Genomic DNA, 26477 nt, shown 5'->3' on the forward strand with positions numbered 1-26477 from the left:
AAGCAGTCGAAGACGACGTCGAGGAAGCCGACGAAGACGACGTCGACGATGAACCCGACGAAGAAGCAGTCGAAGACGAGGAAGCGGAGGAACACGATGAGGACGACGTCGAAGAAGCGGACGACGTCGAGGACGAAGACGAGGACACCGACGAGGAGGTAGCGGATGACGTCGACGAGGACGACGCCGTCGATGCTGAAGACGAGGACGACGCCGACAGCGAGAGCGACGACGGCGAAGGCGCTGAAGACGCCGCTGAAGAGGACGCTGAAGACGCCGCTGACGACGAGGCGGCGGTCGAGGAACTCCAGGACATCAAGGGTATCGGGCCGGCGTACGCGGAGCGCCTGGTCGACGTCGGTGTCACGTCGATCGCCGAACTGGCGGACGCGGACCACGAGGCGGTCGCGGAGGCGGCGGACCTGGCTCCCGGCCGGGTCGAGCAGTGGGTGGACCGCGCGAACGCCCGCCAGTAAGGCGGTTCGCTTCCCCGACACCGTAACACCGTTTAGCGGCGGTGCCGTCGGTCCAGGTATGGATTCGTATCGGGTCGCGACCGACGCGGCCGCGTTCCGCGAGACCGCTCGGGGCGCGCCGCCGGGCGCTCGCGTCCCCGTGGAGGTGCGTGCGTCGGTCGCGGACCCCTGGACCGCGTATCGGTGCGCGCGCCGCGGTGACGGCCGGTGGGGCGTCTTCTTCGAGACGACCGGCGTCGACGCGACTGGCGCGGATGCGAGTGCGACGAGCGTCGACGGGACCGGAGCGGACGCGAACGCGACTGGCGGGGAGGACGACGCGGACGGCGGCTGGGGGTACTTCGCGGTCGACCCCGTGGAGCGCTTCTCGGCGCGACCGGGTGCGGTACTGCGCGAGGACCCGCCCGCGGACGCGCATCCCGGGTCGGGGTCGCCGTCGCTGCGGGCGCTCGAGGGCGTGCTCGACGGGGAGACGCTCGCGCGCGGCGACTGCGAGGTACCGTATCCCTGTGGCGCGTTCGGGTGGGTGTCGTACGACCTGGCGCGGGAACTGGAGTCGCTGCCGAGCGACGCGGCCGACGACCGCGACCTGCCGCACGTCCAGGTCGGGGTGTACGATGCCGTCGTCGCGTGGCGTGCCGCCGACGCCGCGAGCGACGGTGAGACGACGCTCCGCGTGACCGTCTGTCCCGAGGTTCCTGCTTCGGGAGCCGATCGTGACCGAGCGCTCGACGACGTGCACGCGGCAGCGGTCGAGCGCGCCGCGGCGCTCGTGGAGCGAGCGACGACCGGCGACCCCGGGCACGGGCCAGCGCCGGCCGCCGATACCGAGGCGGCGGCGTTCGAGAGCGACGCGGGCCGCGAGGCGTACGCCGACCGCGTTCGCGCCGTGAAGGACTACGTCCGCGAGGGCGACACGTTCCAGGCGAACGTCTCGCATCGCCTGCGAGCGCCGGCGGCGGTGCATCCGGTGGCGGCGTACGACGCGCTCCGGCGCGTCAACCCGGCGCCGTACTCGGGGCTCGTCGAGTTCCCCGGCGTCGACCTCGTGTCAGCGAGCCCCGAGCTCCTCCTGGAGCGCGACGGCGACTTCGTGCGCACCGAGCCCATCGCGGGGACGCGACCTCGCGGGAGCGACACGGCCGAGGACGACGCGCTCGAAGCGGAGCTGTCGAGCGACGAGAAGGAGCGCGCGGAGCACGCGATGCTCGTCGACCTGGAGCGCAACGACCTCGGGAAGGTCTCCGAGTACGGGTCGGTCGACGTCGCCGAGTACCGGCGCGTCGACCGCTACAGCGAGGTGATGCACCTCGTCTCGGACGTGACGGGGCGGCTTCGCGACGGCGTCGGGCTCGCGGACGCAGTCGGAGCGATGTTCCCGGGCGGCACCATCACGGGCGCGCCGAAGCCGCGGACGATGGAGATAATCGAGGAACTGGAGTCGACCCGTCGTGGGCCGTACACGGGCGCGATGGCGGCGTTCGGGTTCGACGACCGCGCGACGCTGAACATCGTCATCCGGACGCTCGTCCGCTGGAGCGACGAGTACCACCTCCGCGTCGGCGCGGGCGTCGTCCACGACTCCGACCCCGAGCGCGAGTACGACGAGACGCTCGCGAAGGCGCGAGCGCTCCTGCACGCGGTCGACGACGCGGTCGCCGCGGACGCCGACCTCACCGTCTCGGAGCGCCCCACGACGACGGAGGGCGAGCCATGACGGCGAGGGACTCGGCCGCGGGGTCGCTCCCGCCGGTTCCGGGCGAACCACGCGTCCTCGTCGTCGACAACTACGACTCGTTCGCGTACAACCTCGTGCAGTACGTCGGCGAGTTCGCGGGCGACGTCGTCGTCCGCCGGAACGACGCGGTCGACGTCGCTGGCGTCCGCGCGCTCGACCCGGACGGCATCGTCGTGTCGCCGGGGCCGGGCACGCCCGAGGACGCGGGCGTGTCGACGCCGATATTCTCGGAGCTGTCGATTCCGACGCTCGGCGTGTGCCTCGGGCATCAGGCGCTCTGCGCGGCCAACGGTGCGCCGGTCGGGCACGCACCCGAGGTCGTTCACGGGAAGCCGTCGGTCGTCTCCCACGACGGTCGCGGCGTCTTCGAGGGCCTCCCGGAGCGCCTGCGCGTCGGGCGGTATCACTCGCTCGCGGTCAGGCGCGAGGACCTCCCCGGGACGCTCGTGGAGACGGCTTCGACGAGCGACGACCGCGCGACCCTGATGGCGGTGCGGCATCGCGAGAAACCCCACGTCGGCGTGCAGTTCCACCCGGAGAGCATCCTGACCGGGGACGCGGACGACGCGACCGAATCGAGCGCCGAGAACACTCCAGCCGGCGCGCGCCCGAGCCTGCGCGTCGGCAAGCAACTCGTGAGGAACTTCCTGTGCAGTACCACGTAGACGGCGAGCTGGTCGACCGGAGCGAGGCGTCGGTGAGCGTCGACGACCGCGGGTTCCAGTACGGCGACGGCGTCTTCGAGACGATGCGAGCCTACGGGGGGACGCTGTTCGCGCTCGACGCGCACTTGGATCGCCTGGAGCGCTCGTGCGACGCGCTCGGCCTGGACCACGGTCTCGACCGTCGGGACCTCGCGACGCGCGTCCACGAGACGCTCGCCGCGAACGACCTGCGGGACGCGTACGCGAAGCTCTCCATCACGCGCGGCAGCCAGCCGGGAACGGTCACCCCGCACCCGGACGTGGACCCGACGGTCGTCGTGTACGTCAAACCGCTCCCGCGCGGCGGCCTAGAGGGTGACGACGTCTGGGACGAACCCGCCACGCTCCAGACGGTCCCGACGCGCAAGCCGCCGCGGAGCGCGCTCCCGCCGGGGGCGAAGACGCACAACTACCTGAACTCCATCCTCGCCCGCGAGGAACTCGTCGCGGGCGCCGACGAGGCGCTCCTGCGCGACCAGGCGGGGAACGTCGCCGAAGGTGCCGCGTCGAACGTCTTCTGGGTGGACGACGACGGCCTCCACACGCCCGCCGCGGACCTCGACCTCCTCCCCGGCATCACGCGAGCGTACGTCCTCGACCTCGCCCGCGAACAGGCTGGCGTCCCCGTTCACACCGGCGAGTACGCGCCGGAAGCGGTTCGGAGCGCGGACGAGTGCTTCCTCACGAACTCGACGTGGGAGCTCCGGCCGGTCGCGACCGTCGACGGCATCGACGTCGGCGGCGGCCCCGTCACCGACCTCCTCTCGCGCCTGTTCGACCGCCTCGTCGAGACGCGGCACTACGGCGGAATCGACGCCGACGCCAGTGGCGGCGACCCGCCCGCCGATGTCGGCGAGGCGGGACGCGACGCCGTCGAGTCGAGCGACGCCGAAGACACTTGACGCGTGGTGCCCTGCGAGCAGGCATGCGCGGGGATTCGCCGGCGGCGGTGCTGTTCGACCTCGACCTGACGCTGTGCGTCTCCACGCAGGCGCCCGAGGATCTGCTCTCGGCGACGTTCGAGCGCGCTGGCGTCCAGCCGTTCTGCGAGGTCGTGGACCTCGCCGCGGTCGCCTCGGAGACGCCCGAGTGCGAGAGCGACCGCGAGTTCTTCGCGGCGCTGTTCGACCTCGCCGCCGAGCGCGTCGACGGCGTCGACCCCGCGACCGTGCCGTCGTGGGACCTCGCGGACGCGCACGACGCGCTCGTCGACCACTCGGCGGTCCGGTTCCGCGACGGTGCTCGCGACGCGCTCGACGCGGCGCTCGCGCACGGCCCCGTCGGTCTCGTCACGAACGGCGGCCGCGACACCCAGTCGACGAAGCTCGACGCGCTCGGTATCGCGGACGCGTTCGGCGCGACCGTCTTCTGCGACCCGACCGCTGGGATGCCACCGAAGCCCGACCCGAAACCCGTCCGCGCCGCGGTCGACGAACTCGGCGTCACGCCCGACGAAGCCGTCCTCGTCGGCGACTCGAAGGCGTCGGACGTCGCCGGCGCGCACGCCGCCGGCGCGCGGTCGGCGTGGGTTCCCTACGACGACGCGAGCAACGACGGCGACCACGACCCCCACCACACGCTCGACGCCCCGGAGGACCTCCGTGACATCCTCTAGCCAGGAGAAAGCATTTACTTCGACCGACAGAGCGTGCACGTATGACGCGCTCCCGCGGCCAGTTCGACACGCGCCACGACGACGAGCGCGACGACGGTCCCGGCAGCGGCGGTGACGGTGGCCGGGGGCGCGCCCGCGACGGCGGCGCGGTCGACGGCGTGCGCTCGTGGCTCTCCTTCCATCGCGTCGAGTTCCTGCTCGTCTGCTGGCTCGCCGTCGGCGTCGTCGGGCTCGCGCTCGCGTTCGGCCTCCCCGGACTCGCGATGGCGAACGGGGAGTCGGCACCCGAGGTCGTCCGCACCGTCTTCTGGACGACCGGGCTCGTCGCCATCCCGCTGCTGGCCGCGTCGCTGCTCGTGCACGCCGTCGTGGACGCCTACCGCGTCGCGCTCGCCGACGGCGACGTCACCTCCGTCGGGCGCGCCGTCGTCCGCGTCCTCCAGTCCGCGAGCGCCGCGACGTTCGCCGTCGGCGTGACGGTCCTGTTCCAGGACACGGCACCGGCGAACGCCGAGTTCGACCCGGCGGCGCTCGTCTCCGCGTTCCTCCTCCTCGCCGGGTTCGCGGGCATGGTCGCGTTCGTCGTCGGCGACGGCCTCGTCCGCCTCGCCAGGGGCACCTGGTAGTGCGGGGTCACCGGTCGAGTCGGGCGGTCACCAGTCGTCGACGACGGCGCGCGCTCGCTCGTAGCCCGCGGCGTCCGTCCACGTCACGCCCGACGCGAGGTGCTCGACCCTGACGTCCGCGCCGCAGTCCGGGCACCGGTAGCCGCCGGGCTGCTTGACGGGTTTCGAGGCGCGATGTCGACCCGCGCGCCACTCGCAGCTCGCGGTGCACGCGAGCGCCAGTCGCGGGTCGGTGAAGGACTCGCAGTGTCGTGGCGCGTCGACCGCCGCCGCCTTCTCGCGGAACCGCTCGCCGTGCCCCGCCTCGCCGAACCGCTGGAACTCCCAGGCGTGCACGAGCTCGTGGCGGATGGTGGCCGTGAACTGCCGCCAGCCGTACTGCTCGTAGGCGTCCCACGTCAACCGGATCGTGACCGTCCCCGAGTCCGCGTCGTACGAGCACGCACCCGCTCGGCGACGCGCTCGCTTCGACACCTCCCACTCGATGGCGTCGTGGTCGACGTCGACGTCGACGCTCTCGGCGTAGAGGCGAGCGTACGACAGGAGGTCGCGCGGCGTGTCCGGGTCGGGCGTCCCACTCTGCACGCGACGACGGAGGGAATCGGTCGCAAAAAACGAACTGGTTCCGGAGACGCGACCGCTGGTCGTGGCCCGCCGTCCACGGGGTCGACCGTCAGTCCATGACGGTGACGTCGCCGAAGATGGCGGCGCCGTCGACGACGAGGTCGGGCGACCCGCTGGGGTTGCTGCGGCGGCGGTCGCGGACCTCGCCGAAGACCGCGGTCGTGTCGATACCGACGACCCAATTCTCGGGGACGCGAACGGTCGCGTCACCGAAGATGGCGGTGACGTCGACGGCCAGCGGCGGGTCGTCGGGGTCGCGCTCGACCGCGCGGAGGTCGACGTCGGCGTCCTCGAACACCGCGGTCACGCTCCGCGCGCCGTCGCGGTCGACGTCGTCGACGTTCCCGACGACGACGTGACTACCGCCCATGCGGACGAGGCGGTTCTTGCGGTTGCGGCCGAGGACGAGCGTCGCACCGTAGAGGACGACGAGGAGCGGCCAGAACTGGCCGGCTTCCGCGCCCGTGAGGACGCTGAACTCGACGAGCAGCCAGCCCGAGCCGACGAGCACGAACGTGATCGGCCAGAACAGGTGCGTGAACCGCGTGGTGACGAGGCGGTACGCGCCGTAGACGACGAACGCGCTCGCGAGCAGGACGTCGAACCCGTCGAAGGGGACGGTGTCGGTGGTGTCGAGCAGGAGGAGGACGCCGAAGAGGACGACGAACCCACCGATGAGCCAGCGGCCGTTGCTTCGGGTGCCGGTACTGACGACGACGGAATCTGAATTGGACATGATGGGGGCTCCGGACCGCGCGTCGGTGATGGCGGGACTGGTCGTCGAATCGAGCGACGGAAGTTCGATGCGGCGCGAGTCGTCGGTGCTGGACCGAGGCGCAATATCCAATTGTAGATACGTCGAGAACGAATATAAAGCTACGCTGACGGGTGCTATCTCCTCGCAGCGAATCGAGCGAAGAGCGCGTTACCGTTACGCTTCGACGAGGAGGCCGGCGCGTTCGAGTGCGTCGTCGACGGCGGCGTCGTCGTGGATGACGGCGCTGATGGCGGTGGCGATGGCTTCGGGGTCGTCGTGCTGGAAGATGCTGCGGCCCATGGAGACGCCGGCGCCGCCGGCGTCCATCACGCCGCGGACCGCTTCGACGGTCTCGCGGTCCGTACCCTTCGCGCCGCCGGCGATGACGACGGGGAGGCGCGTGGATTCGACGACGTGCTGGAAGCTCTCGGCGTCACCGGAGTACCCGGTCTTGACGACGTCCGCGCCGAGTTCCTCCGCGAGGCGGACGGCGTGCCCGAGCGCTTCCGGGTCCGTGGAGTCGACGCCCTCGCCGCGAGCGTACGCCATCGCGAGCACGGGCATCCCGAGGCGGTCGGCGTCGCGCGTGAGTTCGGCGAGGTCCTCTATCTGGTTCGGTTCGTGCTCGCCGCCGACGTTGATGTGGAAGGACACGGCGTCGGCGCCGGCGCGAACGGCTTCCTCGACGGTGCCGGTGACGCGCTTGTCGGCCTCGTCCGGGCCGATGGTCGTCGAGCCGTTCAGGTGGACGACGAAGCCCGCGCCGTTCTTGTTGTCGTGGACGCGCGGCGCGATGCCCTTCTGCGTGAGGACGGCGTCCGCGCCGCCGCGCGTGACCCCGTCGATGGTCGCCTCGATGTCCTTCAGGCCCTTGACGGCGCCCATGGTGATGCCGTGGTCCATCGGGACGACGAGGTAGTTCCCGTCGGTCGAGATGCGGTCCAGTCGTGCGTGTTTCCCCGGGCTTACGTGTGGTGTGTCGCGTGTCATGTGCGTGAATCGAACTGCGTTAGTGTGTCATCGTGTGCCACGTCGGGTTATGTCGGTTCCGATTCCGCCAAACTTTCGTCGTCGGGGTCGCCGCCCGCTTCCTCGGCGTCCGCGGCCGCTGCGTCCCCGTCCGACGCACCCGCGAGCGCGCCCTCCTTGAGTTCTCGCGCCTTCGACTCCAGACGTCCCGCGGTCTCCGCGACCGGCGTGTCATCCTCGTGGCCCTCGGCGACGATGTCGACGAGTGCACTCCCGACGATGACGCCGTCCGCACCGGCGGCCACGACCTCCCGCGCGTGCTCGCCGGACTTGATACCGAACCCGACCGCCTTCGGGACGTCCCACTCGCGTAGCCGCGAGAGGCTCGCGCCCGTCTGGTCGCTCACGTCGTCCTTCGCGCCCGTCACGCCCAGTCTCGCCTGCACGTAGACGTACCCGGAGACCTGATTCATGATGCGTTCAAGCCGGTCGCCCGCGGTCGTCGGCGCGACGATGAACACGAGGTCCAGTCCGAACTCGTCGCACGCCGCCCGGAGCGGCCCGGCCTCCTCCGCGGGCAGGTCCGGGACGACGAACCCGGAGAGGCCCAGTGACGCCGCCTTCTCGACGAACGGCCGTGGTCCTTCCTCGTCGCCGTACTGATAGATGAGGTTGTAGTACGTCATACAGACGAGCGGCACGTCGACGTCGAGGTCCTCGACGAACTCGAAGAACCGCTCTGGCGTCATCCCGCCCTGGAGCGACCGCACCACGGCCTCCTGGATGGTCGGCCCCTCCGCGATCGGCTCCGAGAACGGCAGGCCGAGTTCGATGACGTCCGCGCCGCCGCGTTCGAGCGCCTCCACGTACTCCAGGCTCGCCTCGTAGCTCGGGTCGCCCGCCGCGAGGTACGGGACGAACGCCGGCTCGTCCGCGAAGGCATCTTTCAGTGCTGCATTCTCACCCATCAGTGGAACACCTCCCCCATGTCGACCGCGCCCTCGACGTCGCGCTCCTCGGTCTCCTGCACGACCGACTCCAGGTCCTTGTCGCCGCGCCCGGAGACGTTGATCACAGTTATCTCACCGAGTTCGTCGCGGTTCTCGTCCGCCCACGCGAACGCGTGCGCCGTCTCCAGCGCCGGGATGACGCCCTCCAACCGGGAGAGCCGGTGGAACGCGGCCAGCGCGGCGTCGTCGTCGACGTTCGCCGCCCGCACGCGCCCCTCGTCGACGAGGTACGCGAGCTCCGGGCCGACGCCCGCGTAGTCCAGTCCCGAGGAGACGCTGTGGGACTCCAGGATCTGGCCGTCGCGGTCCTGAAGGAGCTTCGTCCGCGCGCCGTGCAGCACGCCCTCGTCGCCCGTCGACAGCGACGCGGAGTTCGGCGCCACGCCCGCCTCCTCGTCGACCGAGAGCGACGATCCGCCCGCCTCGACCGCGACGAGGTCCGTTCGCGTCCCGCCGTCGCTCCCGTCGTCGTCGACGAAGTTCGCGAACGTTCCCATCGTGTTCGACCCACCGCCGGCGCACGCCACGACCGTATCGGGCACCCCGCCGGTCTGCTCGATGGCCTGCTCGCGGGCCTCCTCGCTGATGACCGCCTGGAAGTCCCGCACCATCGCCGGGAACGGCGCCGGGCCGACGACGCTCCCGATGACGTAGTGCGTGTCCTCGACGTTCGTCGCCCAGTCCCGCATCGTCTCCGAGATCGCCTCCTTCAGCGTCCCGCGACCGGTCGTGACGGGGTTGACCTCGCTCCCGTTGAGCTTCATCCGGAAGACGTTCGGGCGCTGGCGGTTGATGTCGCGCTTCCCCATGTAGATCTCGCAGGGGAGCCCGAGGTGCGCGGCCGCCATCGCGGTCGCGGTGCCGTGCTGGCCCGCGCCCGTCTCCGCGACGATGCGCTCCTTCCCCATGTACTTCGCGAGCAGGACCTGCCCGAGCGCGTTGTTGAGCTTGTGCGCCCCACCGTGCAGGAGGTCCTCGCGCTTCAGGTAGACCTCGCTGTCGTAGCGCTCGCTCAGGTGCTCGGCGTACTGGAGGGGCGTCGGGCGCCCACCGAAGTCCCGCAGTCGCTCGCGGAACTCGTCCATGAAGCCGTCCTCGTTCTCGAGCACGTACCGCTCGTAGGCGTCCGTGAGCTCCTCGATCGCCGGCATGAGCGCCTCCGGCACGTACTGTCCACCGTACTCGCCGAACTTGACGTCCGTCGCTGTCATTGTGTTGTCTCCGTGGTATCGCTCGAATCGACTGCGTCCGCCGCACTCTCTTCCGCGAGCCGTCGCGTGTTCTCGCGGACGTCGCCGTCCATGATGGCGCTCCCGACGAGGAGCGCGTCGGCGCCCGCGGCTCGCATCCGCGCGACGTCGTCGGTCGTCGCTACGCCGCTCTCCGCAATGAGGGTGACGTCCCCCCGAGCGTCCGCCGGAACCGCGTCGGCGACGCGCTCGAACGTCCCGAGGTCGACCTCGAGCTTCGCGAGGTCGCGGTTGTTCACGCCGACGATGCGAGCGCCGGCGGCGAGTGCGCGTTCGAGTTCCGCTTCGGTGTGCACCTCGACGAGCGCCTGGAACCCGCGGTCGCGGGCCGCTGCGAGCATCGATTCGAGCGTGTCGGCGCCCTCGACGCCCGCGTCGGGGTCGTCCTCGCTGCCGAGGAATCGCGCGATGAGGAGGACGACGTCGCTCTCGACGGCGTCCAGTTGGCGTTCGCGCAGGAGGAAGTCCTTCCGGAGGACGGGGACGTCGACGGCGTCGCGGACGCGTTCGAGCGAGTCGGTGCTGCCGCCGAAGTGCTCGGGTTCGGTGAGGACGCTGAGCGCGGCGGCGCCGCCGTCGACCATCTCGGTCGCCAACTCGACGGGGTCGTCGTCGCGCGTGCCGTCGGTGGTGGGACTGGTCGGTTTGACCTCCGCGATGAGCGGTGTTCGCCCGGCGGCGGTTGCTGTCTCGAACGCGGCGGGGAGGTCGCGCGCGTCGACGGCGACGCGGTCGCCGGCCGGCGAGTCGCGGGTGCGTGCGGCGTCGAGGATGCGCTCGACGGCCGGCGCGAGCCCCTGCCCAGAGCTAGTGTTCATCCTTGTACATTGTCCGACTGATTCGTACATAAGACTTGCGTCCGCGCCCATCGAGAAACCGTTTGTACCACCACAGTCCGTTTAAAAATTTACGTTCAACCCGCGAGTGCGGCCCGTGTGCACATGGCACGTACTCACACAGCCACCGTCGCCATCGTCGCCGCACTGCTCGTTCTCGCCCCCACGGGCGCAGCCACCCTCGCTGCCGCCAGCACGGCCAACGCGCCCGGGTCGACACCAGCGACGACCCTCGACTCGCCCGCACTCGACGTCGCACCAATCGACCCCGAACCCACCAGCGTCCACCCCACTGACGCCGACCAGCGCCACCTCGGACAGCGCGGCACGGTCCACCGCAACGTCGACCAGCGCAACGTCGACCAGACCGACAGCGACGCGGCGGACGCCGAGCCACCGGGCGACGAACCCGTCCTCCTCGTGCACGGGTTCGCCGACACCGGCTACACGCCGTGGTGGGAGGAGATGACCGACAACCTCGCCGACGCCGGCTACGAGCACGGCGAGGTGTTCGTCCTGAACCTCGGCGCCGTCCCCGGCTCCACCGTCGACTCGCCCGAGGACTACGCCGCCCACGTCTGCGACGCCATCCAGACCGTCCACGAGCGAACCGACAGCGACGAGGTCGACGTCGTCGCGCACAGCATGGGCGGCCTCGACGCCCGCTACTGCATCGAGAAACTCGACGGCGCGAGCGACGTGGACGACCTCGTCACCCTCGGCACCCCCCACCAGGGGACGTACGTCGCGTACCTCGCGTACATCACGCCCGGCGGCCGCGACATGGTCCCCGGCAGCGACTTCCTCCAAGACCTGAACGACGGCCAGCTCGCAGCGAGCGTCGAGTACACCGCCGTCTGGAGCGACTGGGACGAACTCATCAACCACGACGAGTACGCGAAACTCCCCACCGAGGAACGCGCGAGCGTCCCGAACGCGAAGAACGTCTTCGTGAACAACAAGTTCCACGCACAGCTGGTGTGGGACGACGACGTCTTCGACGCCTGGATCGACCGACTCGACTGACCGCCAGACGGCGTCGTCGACCTTCCCGGTAACGATCGGGCACCGCCCGGGCCTCTCCCGAGCGTCCGCCCGAACCGCAGTTTTCATTCGACCGACTCGAAAAAGGTCGACTATGACACCGCCAGACGCGGACCAGACGCGCGACGCCGTCGACGCGGACCCGACCCCGGACCCGTTCCGCGGCGAGGACGGCGCTCCCGTCGTTCCCGACGGCTGGACGCACGGCGTCGTCGACGCGAACGGCATCACGGTCTCGTACTACCGCGTCGGCCCCGCGCCCGAGGACGCCAGTGCGACGGTCGTCGTCGCGCACGGGTTCTTCGAGGACGCGCGCTGCAAGCGCCGGCTCGTGAACGCGCTCGCCGACGAGTACGACGTCGTCGCGTACGACGCTCGCGGGCACGGCCACACCGACGCCACAGAGACGGGGTACGCACCGGCCGACCGCGTCGCCGACCTCGTCGGCGTCCTCGACGCGCTCGACCTCGACGACCCCGTGCTCTACGGGCACTCGATGGGCGGGTCGACCGTCGCGAAGACCGCCGCCGACCACCCCGACCGCGTCGCCGGCGTCGTCATGGAAGATCCCGCTGGCACGCGCTCGATGGCGGACCTCGACGTCGACGAGATCGCCGACGGCATCGTCGAGGACGTCCGCGAGGAGCTCGCGATGTCCTTCGACGAACTGCTCGCCACGTACGAGGACCCCGACGACGAGGACGCCGCGTCCGCGGTCGACGAGATCCCGCCGGAGCTGTACGCGACGTTCGCGCGCTCGGACCAGCGCCAGAGCGAGCACGTCGCCGAGATTCCGCGCCAGGGCTACCCCGCGCTCGCGGAGGTCTTCCCCGAGGTGGCGGTTCCGGCGCTCGTCCTCCGGCGCGACCACGCGACGGTCCCCGACCCGATACGGGACGGCTCGCCGACCGACGAGCGCGTCCGCGACCTCGACCTCGCCGACTCGCTCCCCGACGGTCGACTCGTGCACGTCCCCGGCGCCGGCCATCACGTCGTCCTCACCGCCGAGGACGCCGCGCTCGCCGAGGTCCGCGCGTTCCTCGCGCGCCTCGACGACGGCGAGTGAACGCGACCTGTTCCGCCGACGGTAGCGGTCACTCGGCGACCGCGAACGCGCCGCTCTCGACGCTCGTCGGCGCGCCGAACCGGCGGAGCGTCGGCGATGCGAGCCAGTACGCGGCCGTGAGCGCGAACCCGGCGCCGCTCGCGTACAGGACGAACGTCGGCGAGACCGCTTCGCCGACCGCACCGCCGGCGAGCATCCCGAGCGGCGCGACGACGGCGCTCGCGGTGCCGATGGTCGCCGTCGCCCGACCGAGGTGGTCGTTCGGGACGCCCGTCTGGAGGACGGCCTTCACGTTCACGTTGTAGACGCCGACGGGGACGCGCGACGCGCCGAACAGCGCGCCAGTCGCAGCCACTCCGGCAGCGAAGACGCCGGCAACCCACGCGACGGCCGCGGCCGCGAACCCGAGGACGCTCGTCGCCGCGAACGCGCGGTCCTCGAACGCGGGCGCTGCGATCGACCCGAGGACGCGCCCCGCCGACATCGCCGCCAGCAGCGTCCCGTACGCCGCCGCGTCCGAGAGGCCGTCCGCGTACGCCGGGAGCACGGCCGAGGCCGCGCCGAACAGGAGGTTCGCGAACAGGCTCGCGGCGAGCAGTGGCGCGAGCGCCGACCCGGCGACCACGTCGACGCCGGCGCGGACGTCCGCGGCGTACTCGCGGAGCCGGCTCCCGACCTCGGGCGCGTCCGTGTCGTCGGCGTCCGCGCCCGCGTCGGCGTTCGCGTCGTCGTCCGGGACGGCGAGACCGAGGAACGCGAGCGCGGCGACGAGGAACGTCGCGACGTCCGCGACGTAGAGCGCGACGGCGCTGGTCGCGGCGACGAGCGCGCCGGCGACGAGACGGGAGGCGGCGTCGGTCGCCTGATGGACGACGGTCGCCAGCGAGTTCGCGCGAACCAGATTGTCGTCGTCGTGGACGACGCGGGGGACCGTCGCGCTCTGTGCGGGGCCGGCGAACTGGCCCGCGAGCGCGGCGAGGAACATCGTCGCGAGGACGACGGCGACGGACTCGCCCATCAGCCAGAACCAGAGCGGGACGACGAGCACGAACGCGGCCTGTGCGAGTTCCGAGGCGACGAGGACGCGCCCGAGCGGTCGGTCGTCCACGACGGGCCCGACGAGGACGCGACAGACGCCGGGGATGCCGACGAGGAACCCGGCGACGCCGGCGACGGCGGAGGAGTCGGTGAGGCTGTACGCGAGCCACATCGCGGCGACGGCGTAGAGGCCGTCGCCGAACTGGCTGACCGCGGTCCCGCCGAGCAGCCGGCGGAACGCGGGAACGCGGAGGACCGAGAGATGCGACCGGAGCGCGCGTGCGACCATCGACGGAATCGACACCCGGAGGCCCCTTGGGCGTTCCGCGAAACGCGTTTCTGTGCGTTCGTTGACTGGAAAAAGGTCGAAGTGCGAGCGGCCACAACACGTCGCTCGTGTCCCGCAACGACGACTGCGACGTCGGCTCGTCGGTCGACGACGCCGCGGACGACGCGAGTACGGCAAGCGCCGAGGCGCCCGCGCGGAACGACGACGACCCGGTCGACCCGCTCGCAGTGCTCGGGAACGAGGTCCGCGTGCGCGCGCTCCGTGCGCTCGCGGACGCCGACCGCCCGCTCGCGTTCTCCGAGTTACGGCGGCGGAGCGACGTCCGCGACACCGGACGGTTCAATTACCACCTCGACCGGCTCACCGACTACTTCGTCGAGCGGACCGACGACGGCTACGCGCTCGCCCCCGAGGGCGCCCGGGTGGTCGACCTCGCGAACGCCGCACGCGTCGACGTCGAGACGCCCGCCGCCGTCGACGTCGGCGCCGGGGACGACGCCTGTCCGGTCTGTGGCGACGACGACTGCGACCGCCTCTACCACGTCCACCTCGGGCCGACCGGGCGCTGACCGGGCCGGCGGACGCGTCCACGCATCCGGGGGTCGTCCCGGTCGGGCGACGAGGAACCTTCAAGGGTGTGGTGGGCGACGGTTCGGGCATGGACGCGGCCGACACAGCCGGCATCTACGCGCGAGAGATCGAGTACCTGGAGCGGTACGTCCAGTTCGGTGTCGCGAGCGGACGGGTCATCTCGGTGTCGTTCCCGGAGTTCCCGGACGACCACGCGAGCGACGACTACGAACTCCTCGACCGGTTCGAGCGGTACTGCGAGGGTATCAGCGAGGACGACTTCGCTGACGTCGAGGTCGGCCTGACGGTGCCGACGGGCGAACGGAAGGTCCTGGAGGCGCTCCGACAGGTGGGGTACGGTGAACAGGTGAGCGTCGAGCAGCTCGCGAAGATGACGCCGACGCTGTCGGCGGACGACGACGAGGACGTCATCGTGGTCCGCGAGGCGCTCGCGGAGAACCCGCTCCCGGTCATCTTCCCCGACCATCGCGTACGGGACGGTCCGAGCGCGCTCCCGCCGCAGGTCGAGCAGAAGCTCCGGTCGCTCGAGGATCTCTGACGCGGCGACGGGGACGTCGAGGCGGGAAGCCAGAGGATGACAGTCCTTCTACAATAACGCAATCACGGAAGCTCGCTTACAAAAGTCAATTTCCGGGAACGTTCACGTTGCTGTCGGTTCGATAGCTAGGTATGAGCCGACCGAACTCGCTCGTGGCGCGGTTCTACGCGTTCAAGCTCACGAACGCGTCCGGGTTCTACCTCCCCATCTACTTCGCGTTCCTCCAGGACAAGGGATTCGACCTGGCGTTCCTCGGACTGCTGTCGGCGACGTTCTCGTTCTCGCTCGTCGCCGTCGAGATACCCACCGGGTACCTCGGCGACCTCGTCGGCCGACGCGGGAGCCTCGCCATCGGCGCCGCCGTCCGCGCCGCCATCATGGTCGCGTTCCCGTTCGTTCCCTCGAAGGCCGGCTACCTCGTCCTGTTCGGCGTCTGGGCGACCGGGTGGGCGTTCCGCTCGGGCACCCAGGACGCGTGGCTGTACGAGGTCCTCCAGTCGACGTGCGACGAGGACGAGTACGCTCGCGTCGACGGTCGCGCGAACGCCATCGTCCTCGGGACGAGCGCCGTCGCCGCCGTCCTCGGCGGCGTCCTCTACACCGTCGAACCCGCGGCGCCGTTCCTCGCGAACGCCGCCCTCGCGCTCGCAGGACTCCCCATCCTGTACTCGTTCCCCGCCGTCGAGACCGCCGGCGACGACGAGCGCTTCGGCGTCCGCGACGCCGTCGCACTCCTGCGCGCCCAGGCGCACCGCCCGGAGGTCCGCTGGTTCGTCGCGTACGCCGCCGTGTTCGCGACCGCGTTCGCCGCCACCCGTCCCTTCGAGCAACCGATGCTGCGCGCCGTCGGCGTCCCAGTCGCCGGCCTCGGCGTCCTCTACGCCGGCTTCAAGCTCGTGTCCGCCGGCGCCGCGTCGCTCTCGGGGACCGTCGAGGACCGACTCGGCGTCGGCGGTGCGTTCGCCGCCCTCCCCGCCATCTACGGCGTGGCGTTCGCGGCCATCGCGGTCGTCCCGCTCGCCGCCGTCCCAGTCGTCTTCCTGAACCGCGCGATCAGGACGCTGACGCGCCCGATACAGAACCAGTACCTGAACGACCGCCTCGACGACGTCGGCCGCGCGACCGTCCTCTCGGGCGCGTCGATGGCGCTCTCGCTCGTCTCCGGCACCGGGAAGATAGTCGCCGGTCGCGTCACCGACGTCGCGGGCGCCGTCGACGGCGTCGCCAGCTTCGGCGTGGCGCTCGCCGCGCTCGGCGCCGGCATCTGGCTCGCCGTCGACCCGGTCCGCTCCAGCTCGACGCCCGAGGCAAGCGGCGACGCCGTCGACGCGACCGCGACCTCCGACTGACCGCGCAGCGACGCGACGCCCGTCGGTCCCGCCGCTCCTCTCGTCGGTCCTTCCGCTACTCTCGTCGGTCGCGGGCGACGACGAGCATCGCGCTCGCGCCGACGACGAGCCCGAGGAGACTCACGGCCTCGAGGAGCGTGCTCGGGAACAGGAGCGCGACGAACCGCGAGATCGCCGCACCGACGAACGCCACCGACCCGACGAGACGCACCGTCGGCCGGCCCTCCATCCGGAAGCCGACGTACGCCGCGGCGAGCAACCACGCGAACCCGATACCGAGGTCCGTCGTCTCCGTCGCCACCGGCGCCTCCAGGAGCGCGCCCACGAGCAGCATCGTGAGCACGCCCGTGACGAGTACCGCGAGCAACAGCCACCCGCCGGTCGGCTCCTCGGCACTCGACGCCTCGGCGACGCTCGACTCGTCGACGCTCGCGTCGTCGTCCCGCCCGTCGTCTCCGTCACTCATGCCACTCACTCCACCCGGTAGACGCCTGAAAGCGTCGATTCTGCCGGCGCGGCGCCGACCGACGTCACGGCTCGGAGACCGACGTCACTCCCCGGCGAGGACGCCCTCGTGGACGACGAACTCGAGCGCGTTCACGAGGTAGTGCGCGACCACGACCACGAGGAGGCTGCCCGAGAGCACGAACGCTGCCGCGAGGACGACGCCGAGAGCGCCCGTGACGAGGACGCCCAGTCGCCCCTGCGCGCCGTGCCCGAGTCCGAACAGGACCGAGGACGCGACCGCGAGCAGCCACGGCGACACGCCGAACCCGGTCGAGAGCGCGCCGACGAGCACCCCGCGGAACAGGAGTTCCTCGAACGCGGCGACGATCGGGAGGACGCCACCGAGGAGGACGACCCAGCCGGCTCGCGACGTCGGCGCGAGCAACTCCCGCAACTCCTCGCTCCGCCCGAAGCCCGCCGCGTCCGCGAGCGAACTTCCCGCCTCGTTCACCGCGTACAACGCCACGCCGAGCGCGACACCGACCACCAGCAACCCGCCGGAGAGGTCGGCGTCCCCGACTCCGAGCGCGCCACGCGGAACCTCCGCGAGCACCGCCGCAGCGACGAGAACGACCGCGAACACGCCCTGCGAGAACGCCACGTTCAACAACAACATCGGTTGCGAGAGCGCCGGCTCCCCGGACCGCGCTAGCACTCGCTCGCGGACGCCCGGTACCGCGACCGCGTCCTCGACCTCGACGTCCGCCCCGAACTCGCGGGGCGCGACCGCCGCGACCGCATCCGGATCGACCTCGGTCGTCTCCACCGTCTCGCTATCGACCGCGTCGACCCCAGTCGTCTCCACCGTCTCGCTATCGACCGCGTCGACCCCAGTTGTCTCCACCGTCTCGCTATCGACCGGTTCCTCGCCGGTTCCCGCCTCGACGCCGACCCGCTCGTAGCCGGTTCCCGCCTCGACGTCGTCCGAGTCACCGAAGCGCTGGCTGGTCGTATGCGACGCAAGCAACAAGAGAACGGTGACGACGCCCGCGACCGACGCGAACGCCGTCCACGCCGTCACGGCGCGTTACTGCGGGCTCGGCGACCCGCTCCCGGTCCGGCCGACCTTCTGTTCGAGGGCCTTCCCGGTGATGTTCTTCAGGCGGTCGACGAGCGAGTCCTTCTCCGTCTCACCCGTCAGCGCGATCTCGAGGACCTCGCTGATGTGGTTCACGGGGATGACCTCGATCATCTCCTCGTACTCGTCCTCGATCATCACGTCCTGCAGGTTCGCAGCCGGGATGATGACCGTGTCGAGGCCCGCCTTCGCCGCAGCCTCGATCTTGTGCGTGACGCCACCGACGGGGAGGACGTCACCGCGCACCGAGAGCGACCCCGTCATCGCGAGACTCTGGTCCACGGGGACCTCCTCGAGTGCGGAGATGACGGCGGTCGCGACCGTGATGGACGCGGAGTCGCCGTCCACACCCTGCTGGCCCGCCTGCACGAACTGGATGTGGATGTCCTTCTCGCTGATGTCCTCGTCGCTGAACTTCTTGATGATCGCGGAGACGTTCTGCACTGCCTCCTCCGCCATCTCCTGCAGTTTCCCGGTGGCGATGACCTGCCCGGGGCCCTGCGAGGGCGCGACCTCGGCCATCACGGGGAGGACGATACCGGAGTCCTCGCCCATGACCGCGAGACCGTTCACGCGACCGACCACGTCGCCCTCCGAAACGGTGAGCTCGTAGTCCTTGCGGCGCTCGATGTAGTCGTCCGCGAGCTGCTGCTCGATGGAGCGACTCCGGCGCTTCGCACGCAGGACGTCCTCCCGCGTCGTGTGCTCGCGGTCCTCCGCGCGAGCGATGTCACCGCTCACGCGAACGAGTCCGCCGAGGTCGCGCAGTTTGAGGGTGAGGTGCTCCTTGCGGCCCGCGCGACGCCGGGCTTCGAGGATGATCTCCTCGACCGCCGAACGCGTGAAGTGCGGGAGCCGCCCGTCCTTCTCGACCTCCTGCGCAATGAAGCGCGCGTACTTCCGGCGCGTCTCCGGGGTGTCCTCGATGGTGTCGTCCATGTACACCTCGTACCCGTACCCCTTGATGCGGGAGCGGAGCGCCGGGTGCATGTTCTCCATCGCGTCGAGGTTCCCCGCCGCGACCATGATGAAGTCGCAGGGAACGGGTTCGGTCTGCACCATCGCACCAGACGACCGCTCAGACTGGCCCGTGATGGAGAACTTCCCCTCCTGGATGGCCGTCATGAGCTTCTGCTGGCTGCGGATGTCGAGCGTGTTGATCTCGTCGACGAACAGCACGCCCTTGTTCGCCTTGTGGATGGCGCCGGGTTCGACGCGGTCGTGACTCGGCGTCTCCATCCCACCGCTCTGGAACGGGTCGTGGCGGACGTCACCGAGGAGCGCACCGGCGTGCGCACCGGTCGCGTCCTCGAACGGCGCCGTCTGCTGGTCGGAGTTGTTCACCACGAGGTTCGGGATCATCGAGTCCGTCGACCGGCTCGAGTACCGGAATGCGAGGAACACGACCCCAGCCGCGAGGATACCCAGCAGGAGGCTGCCCTGGATGAGCGCGTACCCCAGCACGACCGCGACGATGATGTACATGAGGAACTGCCGCATCTGGTTGCGCTTGCGGGCGTCCTCCTTGTGCGCCTCGATGATCTGGTCGCCCTTCCCCGCGGGAACCGTTCGGACCTTCGGCGCGTTCCCGTCGTCGGGGTTGTGGTAGACGAGGATGTCCTGGAGGTCCTCCTTCGGGAGGAGTTGACTCATCGCCTTCGCGAGCATCGACTTCCCCGTCCCCGGGGAGCCGATCATCATCACGTGGCGGCGCTGCTTCGCGGCCTTCTTGACGATGTCGCGCGCCTCGTCCTGGCCGATGACCTGATCCACGAGTCGTTCGGGGACCTCGATCTCGTCGGTGCTCTCGATCTGGAGGCCACCGAGGAGGTCGTCGTCGGCGACCTCCTCGTCTATCTCTGCGTCGACTTCGACGTCGCTCCCGAGCCGGTCGATGTCCGGGCCGGTCGGTTCGTCGGAGCCAGCGTCGGACTCGCCGGAGTCGTCGACTCCGGTTTCGGGGCCGCCGGGGACGCCCAGGTCCGGGTGCTCGTCCCGGGGGACGTCCGTGTCCGGCTGACCGCTCCCCTCCTCGACCTCGTCGGTCGATTCGGGGCGTCCGTCGGTGGTGTCGCTGTCTTTGCTCATAGAAGTGATTCGCTAATCGAACGGAAGGGATTCGGACTGATATACTTTCCTCCTACCCATCGCGCCACCCGCATGGACTTTTCGCCGTCGAGACGCCTCCTACGTCCGGTTCACGCGTCGAGCGTCTTCCAGCACCGTTATAAATCAGCGTCGTGCAGGGTGAGACATGACGCGGGGTTTCTACATCGGTCGCTTCCAGCCCTACCACAACGGGCACCATAGCATGGTCGCCGAGATCGCGGAGGACGTCGACGAGCTCGTTCTCGGCATCGGGAGCGCCGGTGATTCCCACACGACCCACGACCCGTTCACCGCCGGGGAGCGCATCATGATGCTCACGAAGTCCCTGCGCGAGTTCGACATGACGACGTACGCGGTCCCCATCGAGGACCTCGACCGGAACTCGGTGTGGGTGAGTCACGTCCAGTCGATGTCCCCGGCGTTCGACGTCGCGTACTCGAACAACCCGCTCGTCATCCGGTTGTTCTCGGAGGCGGGTATCGAGGTCCGGCAGTCGCCGATGTTCAACCGCGACGTCCTCGAGGGCACGGAGGTCCGCGACCGCATGATAGCGGGCGAGGACTGGCGGTCGCTCGTCCCGGACGCGGCCGCGGACGTCATCGACGAGATCGAGGGCGTGGACCGCATCCAGCAGGTCGCGGAGACGGACTCGAACGGGTCGAGCGGCGGGAAGGGCGACCGGGACTGACCGGCGGCGTTCGTCGACCGCCGGCGGGAGCGGTGTCGGGCGTTCGGCGAGCGTAGGGTGCCGTGGTCGATGAGCAATCGATAAGCGACCGGTGCGTGAACGCTCGTGTATGATAACGCTCTCTTCTGACTTCGGGTCGCCGTATCCGGCGGCGATGCGGGGGGTCCTGCTGCGGCGGGACCCGGACGCGCGACTGGTGGACGTGAGTCACGAGTTCCCGCGGCAGGACGTGCGCGCGGCGGCGTTCTGGCTGCGCGAGCTCCTCCCGTACTTCCCGCCGGCCGTGCATCTCGTGGTGGTCGACCCGGGTGTGGGAACGGACCGTGCGGCGCTGGCGGTGAAGGCGGGCGAGCACGCGTTCGTCGCGCCCGACAACGGCGTGGTGGTGCCGGCGGCACGGGAACTGCTCGACGACGGCGAGTCGCTGCGCGCGTGGCGTCTCGACGACGCGGACGCGGCGTCGTCGACGTTCCACGGCCGGGACGTGTTCGCGCCGGCGGCCGGGGAACTGCATCGGCTCGGGTTCGGCGAGTTCACGGACCGCGTGGGCGCGGAACGCGTCGAGGAGTTCGAGGACCTCAGACTCCCCGAGGCGTCGGCGACGGAGTCGGGCGCGGTCGGCGAGGTGCTGACGGTGGACGACTTCGGGAACGTCATCACGAACGTCCCCGGACGCGTGCTCGACGGCGTGGAGACGGTGCGCGTGAACGACCGCGAGGTGCCCGCGGTGGAGACGTTCGCGGGAGTTCCGACGGGCCAGTGGCTCGCGACCGTCGGGAGTCACGGCTACGTCGAATGCGACGTCAACCAGGGGCGAGGCGACCGCGCGTTCGACCTCGAACCCGGAGACGACGTGCGCGTGGACCGCGTCGAATGACCGGCGTTCCGTGGATGCCGGTCAGCGCGTTCGACGCCCTGAACTGGCTGGGGTTGCTCGCGTTCGCGCTCGCCGGGGCGCTCGACGGCGCGGACAACGACCTGGACGTGCTCGGCGTCGCCGTCCTCGGTGTCGTCACCGCGCTCGGCGGCGGCATCACGCGCGACCTCCTCGTCGACCGGACGCCGGTCGCGCTCACCGCGACCGCGGACGTCCTCGTCGTCCTCGCGGGCGTCCTCGTCGCGGTCTTCCTCGTCCGGAACGGCCGCCGCATCTCGACGGACTCGCTCGCCGTCCAGATTCCGGACGCCGTCGGGCTGTCGGCGTTCGCCGCGACGGGCGCCATCGTCGCGTGGGATAGCGGACTGTCTGCGTTCGGCGTGCTCGTGTGCGCGATGCTCACCGGGACCGGCGGCGGCGCGATACGGGACCTCCTCGTCGGCCGCACTCCCGGAATCCTCGTCGAGGACTTCTACGCGACGTGCGCGCTCGCCGGCGCCACCGCGTTCTGGCTGCTGCGCTCCGCGGGTGCGCCGCGACCGACGGGCGTCGCCGCGTGCGTCGGTATCGCGTTCGTCCTGCGCGCGCTCGCCATCCGCTACGACTGGCACCTCCCGACCGTCGGGTGAGACGGGCGAGCACGTCCGGCGGCGGGAACGGATGGCGGAAGGACCGCCGTCAGTCGCCGGTGACGCCGTCCTCGACGCGCTCGACGACGTCCTCGGCCTCCGACTCGAGCGCGTCGCGCTCGAAGTACAGGAGTTCCGCGCCGACGACGACGGCGGCGATGACGAGCACGAGCCAGAACGTCTCGCGTTCGGCGACGTAGAGGTGCGCGAACATCAGCGGGAAGAACGCGAGCGCGCCGACGGCGCCGACCGCGGGCGGCACCGGGTGGACGTCGTCGTGGTCGCGCCGGGAGAACGCGAGCGCGCTCGTCCCGCCGAACACGAGGATGAACGCGAGCGACGCGAACGACGTGATGGCGTCGAGCGACCCCCAGGCCGCGAGCGTCGCCGTGACCGCACCGAGGACGAGGACGGTCCGGGTCGGGATGCCGTCCGCGTCGCCGTCACCAACCCGGTCCGGGAGGAGGTCCGCCGAGAGGAGGCCCTTTGCGAAGTGCGCGCTCGAGAACAGCGTCGCGTTGATCGCGCTCCCCGTGGAGAACAGCGCGGACGCGGAGACGACGAGCGCGGCGACGCCGCCGAGCGCCCACGGCGACACCATCATCTCCGCGGCGTCGACGAGCGCCGTGTGCGGGTGCCGTTCGAGCGCTCGCGGGACGAGGTTCGTCGTCACGACCGCGACGAGGACGTAGATGCCGACCGCGACCGGGATGGACGCGTAGACGGCGCGCCGGATGGTGTCGACGGGGTCCGTGATGCTGTCCTGGTCGTAGAAGAGGAGTTGCCAGCCCTGGAACGCGACGAACGAGATGGCGGCCGCCATGAGCGGCGTCACGGTACCGAGACTCGTCGTGCCGTACGAGAGGGAGACGTCCGGCGAGTACGACCACGCGAACGCGACGCCGACGACGCCGAACGCGACGAGGATGCCGACCTTCGCCGCGACGAGGACCGCCTCCGCGACGCCGGTCGTTCGCGCGCCGAGGAGGTTCAGCGCGACGAAGCCCGCGACCGCGAGCACGGAGACGACGGGGCGGAGCGGGACGCCCATCGCCGCCTCGGGGACGGCGTCGAACCAGAGCGTGAACTCGGCGAACGCGAACGCGTACATCGCCATCGACCCGACGTACCCGACGAGGAGCGTCCATCCGACCATGCCCGCGAGCGTCCCCGTCCCGAGTCGCTTCGAGAGCGGGCCGTCGTCAGCGAACGACTGCACGAACGTCACGCTGCCGCCCGCGCGGTCGCTCGCGGCGTTGAGCGCGTTGTACGAGTATGCGGCCGCGAGTGCGACGACGCCGGCGAGGACGAACGCGACCCACGTCGCCGTCCCGGAGATGCCCGCGACGACGCCGAGCACCGCGTAGATGCCGCCGCCGATCATCCCGCCGAGCGCCATCGACACGGCTCCCGCGAGTCCGAGGTTCTCGGAACTCATCGGTTGTCGATGCTACTGGCGCAGGCCAGGTATGCGTCCGTTCAAAACGCCTAGGTCGTCGACGTCCAGGCCTCGGCGGACTCAGGAGAACAGCACGTCGAAGACGCCCTTCTCGGCCTTCCGGAGGTGCTGGTGGAACGTCGGCGGTGCGATACCGAGCGACCCGGCGACGGCCTCCGCGTTCGCGTCCCGCGGCCACTCGAAGTATCCCGCGTAGTACGCCGCTTCGAGCGCGTGCTGCTGGCGGTCAGTGAGTTCGGTCTCGAGCACCCGGCTGACCGCCGTCACGTCCTCGCGCGACCGCGTCACCTGGACGTGCCGGAGCATCTGCACGTCGGGGTGCACCGCCTCGACCTCGTCGATGACGCGGCGCGCGTCGACCGACGGCGACAGATGCAGCGTCAGTCGGAGGTCGCCGTCCTCGAGGACCGCCTCGGCGACGTCGCCCCCGACCGCCGCGACCGCCGACAGCACCGGCGGGTTCGCGACCCGCAACTCGAACACCACGCTCTCCGTTCGCTCGCGCACCGTCAACGAGCTCTCGTTCGAGTACCCGTCCGCGAGCGCCGCTATCGCCTCGTGCGTCCCCGGCATCCCGCGACCGTAGAGGAGGAACTCGTCGTCGTCCATCGGAACGACGCCCTCGAAGACGACCGACGCGTCCGCGGGCGCCGCCCACTCGTCGGCGGGCACGAAGTCGCGTATCTGGAACTCGAGTTCGACGACGTCGTCGCTCATGAGCGCGCGCTTGCGTTCGGTCGCCGCGATGGCGTGCCCGACGATCTCGCCGAGTCGCCCGAGGACCTCGCGCTCCCGTTCGCCGAACGCATACGGACGCTCGCTGTACACGTTCAGCACGCCGTACGTGGCGTCCTCGTGAACGACCGGGATGGCGGCCGACGACCGGAACCCGGCCTCGTCGGTCGCGTCGCGCCACGGTTCGTGCCGCGAGTCCGACCGGATGTCCCGCGAGATGTGGACGGTCTCGGTGCGGAACGCGCGCCCCGTCGGGCCGTCGCTGCGCTCGTCGTCCGGGTCGACGGTTATCGTCACCGCGTCCAGGTAGTCGTCGACGCCGGCCGACGCGCGGACGTTCACGGTCTGGGACGCGCCGTCGGCGTCGCCGAACCACGCGAACGCGTACGAGTCCGCGGCGGCGAGGTGCTCGCAGACCGCCGCCTCGATGGCGTCGCGCGTGGACTGGTCGACGACGGCGTCGGTGACCTCGGCGACGACCTCGTGCAGTGCGTTCAGCGCGTCGACGTCCTTCCGGTTCCTGACGAGTTCGGTCTCGTACTCGGCGCGCTCGATGGCGCTGGCGAGCGTGTTCGCGATGGACTGGACGAACGTGACGTCGTGCTCGGTGAACTCGCGCCGGTCGGTCGCGTGCGTCCCGAGGATGCCCCACGGGTCGTCGTAGGGCCCGAGGACGGTGCTGATGCCGCTCGCGACGTCGTGGCTCGTCAGGAGCTCCGGGCCCGATATCGCCTCGTGCGCGTCGAGGTCCTCGACGACGACGGGGCGTTCCGTCGAGAGCGTGTGCGCGGCCTGCGATGCGTTCTCGACCGCCGAGACCGTCGCCGTTCCGACGACGCCGTCGTCCCACCCGACGCCCTCCCGTAGTCGGAGCGAGTCCCCGGCGTCGTCGAGTTCAAGCACCTTGCAGTAGTCGGTGCCGAGCGTCTCCGCGACCACCTTCGTCGCGTCGCGGAGCAGGTCGTCGAGCGACTCGGACGCGAGCGCGCGCTGGCCGAGGTCCGCGACGATGGACTGCTGCTGCATCCGTACCTCGAGTTCGCGCTCGCGTTCCCTGCGCTCGGTGACGTCCCGAACCGCACCGATGCGTTCGTACCCGCCGTTCACGTCCATCAGCGCGAACGTCGCCTCCCCGACCCACGTCTCGCCGTCTGGGCACTCGAGTTCGGTCTCGAGGACGGCCGTCGACCGGTCGGCGGCGACGAGCTCGGCCTCCAGGCGCTTCGCGCGGTCGGCCGTGCGGTCGTTCACGACCGAGGCGACGTCCGTACCGATGATGTCCTCGCGCGGGACCCCTATCATCTCGGCGTACGCCTCGTTCGCGTGCGTGAACGTCCCGGCCTCGTCGACGACGTAGATGCCCTCGTCGACGGTCTCGAGGATGGTCTCGTACCGGTCGACGGCGCGGTCGCGGTCCGCCGGCGCGCCGACCGTCGGAGCCGTTCCGTTGCGGTCGTCGGTCTCGCCTGACGCGTCGGTCGCTGGCGCGCTCGCGTCGCACGGAGTCGCGGTATCGGGCGGCTGCCACCAGACGCGAGCGTTCGCGCCGACCTTCTTCGTCTCGAGATGACCGCTCTCGACGAGTCGCTGCAATCGCGTGTACGTGCTCCGTCGACCGACGTCGAGGGCGTCCGTCACCTCCGCTGTCGTCTGCGGCACGCCGGGGTCGAAGACCGACACGGTCTCGCAGAGCGCGTCGGACAGTGTCGCGTTCGTCATTCGACGGTGTCCTCGCGCCACAGCCGTCTAACTCCATCGACGGAGGTCACCACCTCGGTAGTACGTGAGTGAAGCTATCGGTAACTGGGGGGGAGAGTGCGACCACGCCACCGCAACTCGTGTTCATCTCGTCGGTACTCCCGTGCACGCGGACCG

26 protein-coding genes are annotated in these 26477 nt (G+C 70.6%); 14 read left to right on the forward strand and 12 right to left on the reverse strand.

Going from position 1 to position 26477, the window contains the following annotated elements; translation table 11 throughout:
- The 6 genes from VYJ16_RS01655 to VYJ16_RS01680 form a co-directional block, all read left to right on the forward strand.
- The coding region (locus VYJ16_RS01655) for a helix-hairpin-helix domain-containing protein (RefSeq protein WP_336348585.1) at positions 1–476 on the forward strand (476 nt) is incomplete at its 5' end.
- A 58-nt stretch (positions 477–534) separates the two neighbouring features.
- On the forward strand, positions 535–2193 hold the full coding sequence (gene pabB, locus VYJ16_RS01660) for an aminodeoxychorismate synthase, component I (RefSeq protein WP_336348586.1): 1659 nt from the start codon (positions 535–537) through the stop codon (positions 2191–2193).
- Positions 2190–2879 (forward strand): anthranilate synthase component II, encoded by a 690-nt coding sequence (locus tag VYJ16_RS01665; RefSeq protein WP_336348587.1) that lies wholly within the window; start codon positions 2190–2192, stop codon positions 2877–2879. Before pabB ends, VYJ16_RS01665 begins: the two co-directional genes overlap by 4 nt.
- Complete coding sequence (locus tag VYJ16_RS01670) at positions 2864–3820, forward strand: aminotransferase class IV (RefSeq protein ID WP_336348588.1); 957 nt, start codon at positions 2864–2866, stop codon at positions 3818–3820. The genes VYJ16_RS01665 and VYJ16_RS01670 overlap by 16 nt, the downstream gene beginning before the upstream one ends.
- A 23-nt stretch (positions 3821–3843) precedes the next feature.
- Positions 3844–4533 (forward strand): HAD family hydrolase, encoded by a 690-nt coding sequence (locus VYJ16_RS01675; RefSeq protein ID WP_336348589.1) that lies wholly within the window; start codon positions 3844–3846, stop codon positions 4531–4533.
- A gap of 41 nt (positions 4534–4574) precedes the next feature.
- A complete protein-coding gene (locus tag VYJ16_RS01680; protein ID WP_336348590.1) occupies positions 4575–5159 on the forward strand; it encodes a hypothetical protein in 585 nt (194 codons plus the stop codon).
- Positions 5160–5186: 27 nt separating this feature from the next.
- Here the strand turns inward: VYJ16_RS01680 and VYJ16_RS01685 are convergent, their stop codons facing one another.
- The 6 genes from VYJ16_RS01685 to trpC all read right to left on the reverse strand — a co-directional run bounded on the left by VYJ16_RS01685 (position 5187) and on the right by trpC (position 10587).
- Positions 5187–5744, reverse strand: coding sequence for a SprT-like domain-containing protein (locus VYJ16_RS01685; RefSeq protein WP_336348591.1), 558 nt, complete (start codon positions 5742–5744; stop codon positions 5187–5189).
- 88 nt (positions 5745–5832) lie between these two features.
- Positions 5833–6519, reverse strand: a complete 687-nt coding sequence (locus tag VYJ16_RS01690) for a LiaF transmembrane domain-containing protein (protein WP_336348592.1) — start codon at positions 6517–6519, stop codon at positions 5833–5835.
- A gap of 195 nt (positions 6520–6714) precedes the next feature.
- Positions 6715–7530, reverse strand: a complete 816-nt coding sequence (locus VYJ16_RS01695; protein WP_336348593.1) for a 2-amino-3,7-dideoxy-D-threo-hept-6-ulosonate synthase — start codon at positions 7528–7530, stop codon at positions 6715–6717.
- Between the two features lie 47 nt (positions 7531–7577).
- Positions 7578–8477 carry a tryptophan synthase subunit alpha gene (trpA, locus tag VYJ16_RS01700; RefSeq protein WP_379761779.1) on the reverse strand — a complete coding sequence of 300 codons (900 nt, stop codon included), beginning with the start codon at positions 8475–8477 and terminating at the stop codon, positions 7578–7580.
- Positions 8477–9730 (reverse strand): tryptophan synthase subunit beta, encoded by a 1254-nt coding sequence (gene trpB, locus VYJ16_RS01705; protein WP_336348594.1) that lies wholly within the window; start codon positions 9728–9730, stop codon positions 8477–8479. Before trpB ends, trpA begins: the two co-directional genes overlap by 1 nt.
- Positions 9727–10587 carry an indole-3-glycerol phosphate synthase gene (gene trpC / locus VYJ16_RS01710; RefSeq protein WP_336348595.1) on the reverse strand — a complete coding sequence of 287 codons (861 nt, stop codon included), beginning with the start codon at positions 10585–10587 and terminating at the stop codon, positions 9727–9729. The genes trpB and trpC overlap by 4 nt, the downstream gene beginning before the upstream one ends.
- 123 nt (positions 10588–10710) lie before the next feature.
- Here trpC and VYJ16_RS01715 point away from each other — a divergent pair, with 123 nt between their 5' ends.
- The gene (locus tag VYJ16_RS01715) at positions 10711–11631 is read left to right on the forward strand and encodes an esterase/lipase family protein (protein WP_336348596.1); all 921 of its coding nucleotides are present in this window, start codon (positions 10711–10713) and stop codon (positions 11629–11631) included.
- A gap of 112 nt (positions 11632–11743) precedes the next feature.
- Positions 11744–12715, forward strand: a complete 972-nt coding sequence (locus VYJ16_RS01720; RefSeq protein WP_336348597.1) for an alpha/beta fold hydrolase — start codon at positions 11744–11746, stop codon at positions 12713–12715.
- Positions 12716–12743: 28 nt separating this feature from the next.
- On the opposite strand, the gene VYJ16_RS01725 is transcribed toward VYJ16_RS01720, so the two are convergent.
- The gene (locus VYJ16_RS01725; protein WP_336348598.1) at positions 12744–14042 is read right to left on the reverse strand and encodes an MFS transporter; all 1299 of its coding nucleotides are present in this window, start codon (positions 14040–14042) and stop codon (positions 12744–12746) included.
- A gap of 107 nt (positions 14043–14149) precedes the next feature.
- Between VYJ16_RS01725 and VYJ16_RS01730 the strand changes: the two genes are divergently transcribed.
- From VYJ16_RS01730 to VYJ16_RS01740, 3 genes are all read left to right on the forward strand, one after another.
- Positions 14150–14611 (forward strand): DUF7347 domain-containing protein, encoded by a 462-nt coding sequence (locus tag VYJ16_RS01730; RefSeq protein WP_336348599.1) that lies wholly within the window; start codon positions 14150–14152, stop codon positions 14609–14611.
- A gap of 89 nt (positions 14612–14700) precedes the next feature.
- On the forward strand, positions 14701–15171 hold the full coding sequence (locus VYJ16_RS01735; RefSeq protein WP_336348600.1) for an MGMT family protein: 471 nt from the start codon (positions 14701–14703) through the stop codon (positions 15169–15171).
- Between the two features lie 131 nt (positions 15172–15302).
- Positions 15303–16520, forward strand: coding sequence for an MFS transporter (locus tag VYJ16_RS01740; RefSeq protein WP_336348601.1), 1218 nt, complete (start codon positions 15303–15305; stop codon positions 16518–16520).
- A gap of 55 nt (positions 16521–16575) precedes the next feature.
- Here the strand turns inward: VYJ16_RS01740 and VYJ16_RS01745 are convergent, their stop codons facing one another.
- From VYJ16_RS01745 to lonB, 3 genes are all read right to left on the reverse strand, one after another.
- Entirely contained in the window at positions 16576–16986 is a 411-nt protein-coding gene (locus VYJ16_RS01745) for a hypothetical protein (RefSeq protein WP_336348602.1), read from the reverse strand.
- Between the two features lie 84 nt (positions 16987–17070).
- Positions 17071–18048 carry a CPBP family intramembrane glutamic endopeptidase gene (locus tag VYJ16_RS01750; RefSeq protein ID WP_336348603.1) on the reverse strand — a complete coding sequence of 326 codons (978 nt, stop codon included), beginning with the start codon at positions 18046–18048 and terminating at the stop codon, positions 17071–17073.
- A gap of 6 nt (positions 18049–18054) precedes the next feature.
- Positions 18055–20193 carry an ATP-dependent protease LonB gene (gene lonB / locus VYJ16_RS01755; RefSeq protein ID WP_336348604.1) on the reverse strand — a complete coding sequence of 713 codons (2139 nt, stop codon included), beginning with the start codon at positions 20191–20193 and terminating at the stop codon, positions 18055–18057.
- A 166-nt stretch (positions 20194–20359) separates the two neighbouring features.
- On the opposite strand from lonB, the gene VYJ16_RS01760 reads away from it, so the two are divergent.
- The 3 genes from VYJ16_RS01760 to VYJ16_RS01770 all read left to right on the forward strand — a co-directional run bounded on the left by VYJ16_RS01760 (position 20360) and on the right by VYJ16_RS01770 (position 22408).
- Entirely contained in the window at positions 20360–20902 is a 543-nt protein-coding gene (locus VYJ16_RS01760; RefSeq protein ID WP_336348605.1) for a nicotinamide-nucleotide adenylyltransferase, read from the forward strand.
- Positions 20903–21011: 109 nt separating this feature from the next.
- Positions 21012–21779, forward strand: coding sequence for an SAM hydrolase/SAM-dependent halogenase family protein (locus tag VYJ16_RS01765; protein WP_336348606.1), 768 nt, complete (start codon positions 21012–21014; stop codon positions 21777–21779).
- The gene (locus VYJ16_RS01770; RefSeq protein ID WP_336348607.1) at positions 21776–22408 is read left to right on the forward strand and encodes a trimeric intracellular cation channel family protein; all 633 of its coding nucleotides are present in this window, start codon (positions 21776–21778) and stop codon (positions 22406–22408) included. Before VYJ16_RS01765 ends, VYJ16_RS01770 begins: the two co-directional genes overlap by 4 nt.
- A 49-nt stretch (positions 22409–22457) precedes the next feature.
- On the opposite strand, the gene VYJ16_RS01775 is transcribed toward VYJ16_RS01770, so the two are convergent.
- Both VYJ16_RS01775 and VYJ16_RS01780 read right to left on the reverse strand, forming a co-directional pair.
- Positions 22458–23846 (reverse strand): APC family permease, encoded by a 1389-nt coding sequence (locus tag VYJ16_RS01775; protein WP_336348608.1) that lies wholly within the window; start codon positions 23844–23846, stop codon positions 22458–22460.
- Between the two features lie 81 nt (positions 23847–23927).
- Positions 23928–26321 (reverse strand): GAF domain-containing protein, encoded by a 2394-nt coding sequence (locus tag VYJ16_RS01780; protein ID WP_336348609.1) that lies wholly within the window; start codon positions 26319–26321, stop codon positions 23928–23930.
- Positions 26322–26477 lie beyond the last annotated feature (156 nt).

Origin of the sequence: Halorubellus litoreus, from assembly GCF_037081675.1 — an archaeon.
Lineage (GTDB): Archaea > Halobacteriota > Halobacteria > Halobacteriales > Natrialbaceae > Halorubellus > Halorubellus litoreus.

Bases quoted from the DNA above. Each gene is read 5' to 3' on its own strand.
- lonB (WP_336348604.1), bottom strand. From the start codon at position 20,193: ATGAGCAAAGACAGCGACACCACCGACGGACGCCCCGAATCGACCGAC.
- pabB (WP_336348586.1), top strand. From the start codon at position 535: ATGGATTCGTATCGGGTCGCGACCGACGCGGCCGCGTTCCGCGAGACC.
- VYJ16_RS01680 (WP_336348590.1), top strand. From the start codon at position 4,575: ATGACGCGCTCCCGCGGCCAGTTCGACACGCGCCACGACGACGAGCGC.
- VYJ16_RS01675 (WP_336348589.1), top strand. From the start codon at position 3,844: ATGCGCGGGGATTCGCCGGCGGCGGTGCTGTTCGACCTCGACCTGACG.
- VYJ16_RS01735 (WP_336348600.1), top strand. From the start codon at position 14,701: ATGGACGCGGCCGACACAGCCGGCATCTACGCGCGAGAGATCGAGTAC.
- VYJ16_RS01765 (WP_336348606.1), top strand. From the start codon at position 21,012: ATGATAACGCTCTCTTCTGACTTCGGGTCGCCGTATCCGGCGGCGATG.
- VYJ16_RS01665 (WP_336348587.1), top strand. From the start codon at position 2,190: ATGACGGCGAGGGACTCGGCCGCGGGGTCGCTCCCGCCGGTTCCGGGC.
- trpC (WP_336348595.1), bottom strand. From the start codon at position 10,587: ATGAACACTAGCTCTGGGCAGGGGCTCGCGCCGGCCGTCGAGCGCATC.
- VYJ16_RS01690 (WP_336348592.1), bottom strand. From the start codon at position 6,519: ATGTCCAATTCAGATTCCGTCGTCGTCAGTACCGGCACCCGAAGCAAC.
- VYJ16_RS01775 (WP_336348608.1), bottom strand. From the start codon at position 23,846: ATGAGTTCCGAGAACCTCGGACTCGCGGGAGCCGTGTCGATGGCGCTC.
- VYJ16_RS01740 (WP_336348601.1), top strand. From the start codon at position 15,303: ATGAGCCGACCGAACTCGCTCGTGGCGCGGTTCTACGCGTTCAAGCTC.
- VYJ16_RS01715 (WP_336348596.1), top strand. From the start codon at position 10,711: ATGGCACGTACTCACACAGCCACCGTCGCCATCGTCGCCGCACTGCTC.
- VYJ16_RS01770 (WP_336348607.1), top strand. From the start codon at position 21,776: ATGACCGGCGTTCCGTGGATGCCGGTCAGCGCGTTCGACGCCCTGAAC.
- VYJ16_RS01780 (WP_336348609.1), bottom strand. From the start codon at position 26,321: ATGACGAACGCGACACTGTCCGACGCGCTCTGCGAGACCGTGTCGGTC.
- trpB (WP_336348594.1), bottom strand. From the start codon at position 9,730: ATGACAGCGACGGACGTCAAGTTCGGCGAGTACGGTGGACAGTACGTG.
- trpA (WP_379761779.1), bottom strand. From the start codon at position 8,477: ATGGGTGAGAATGCAGCACTGAAAGATGCCTTCGCGGACGAGCCGGCG.
- VYJ16_RS01745 (WP_336348602.1), bottom strand. From the start codon at position 16,986: ATGAGTGACGGAGACGACGGGCGGGACGACGACGCGAGCGTCGACGAG.
- VYJ16_RS01695 (WP_336348593.1), bottom strand. From the start codon at position 7,530: ATGACACGCGACACACCACACGTAAGCCCGGGGAAACACGCACGACTG.
- VYJ16_RS01720 (WP_336348597.1), top strand. From the start codon at position 11,744: ATGACACCGCCAGACGCGGACCAGACGCGCGACGCCGTCGACGCGGAC.
- VYJ16_RS01760 (WP_336348605.1), top strand. From the start codon at position 20,360: ATGACGCGGGGTTTCTACATCGGTCGCTTCCAGCCCTACCACAACGGG.
- VYJ16_RS01725 (WP_336348598.1), bottom strand. From the start codon at position 14,042: ATGGTCGCACGCGCGCTCCGGTCGCATCTCTCGGTCCTCCGCGTTCCC.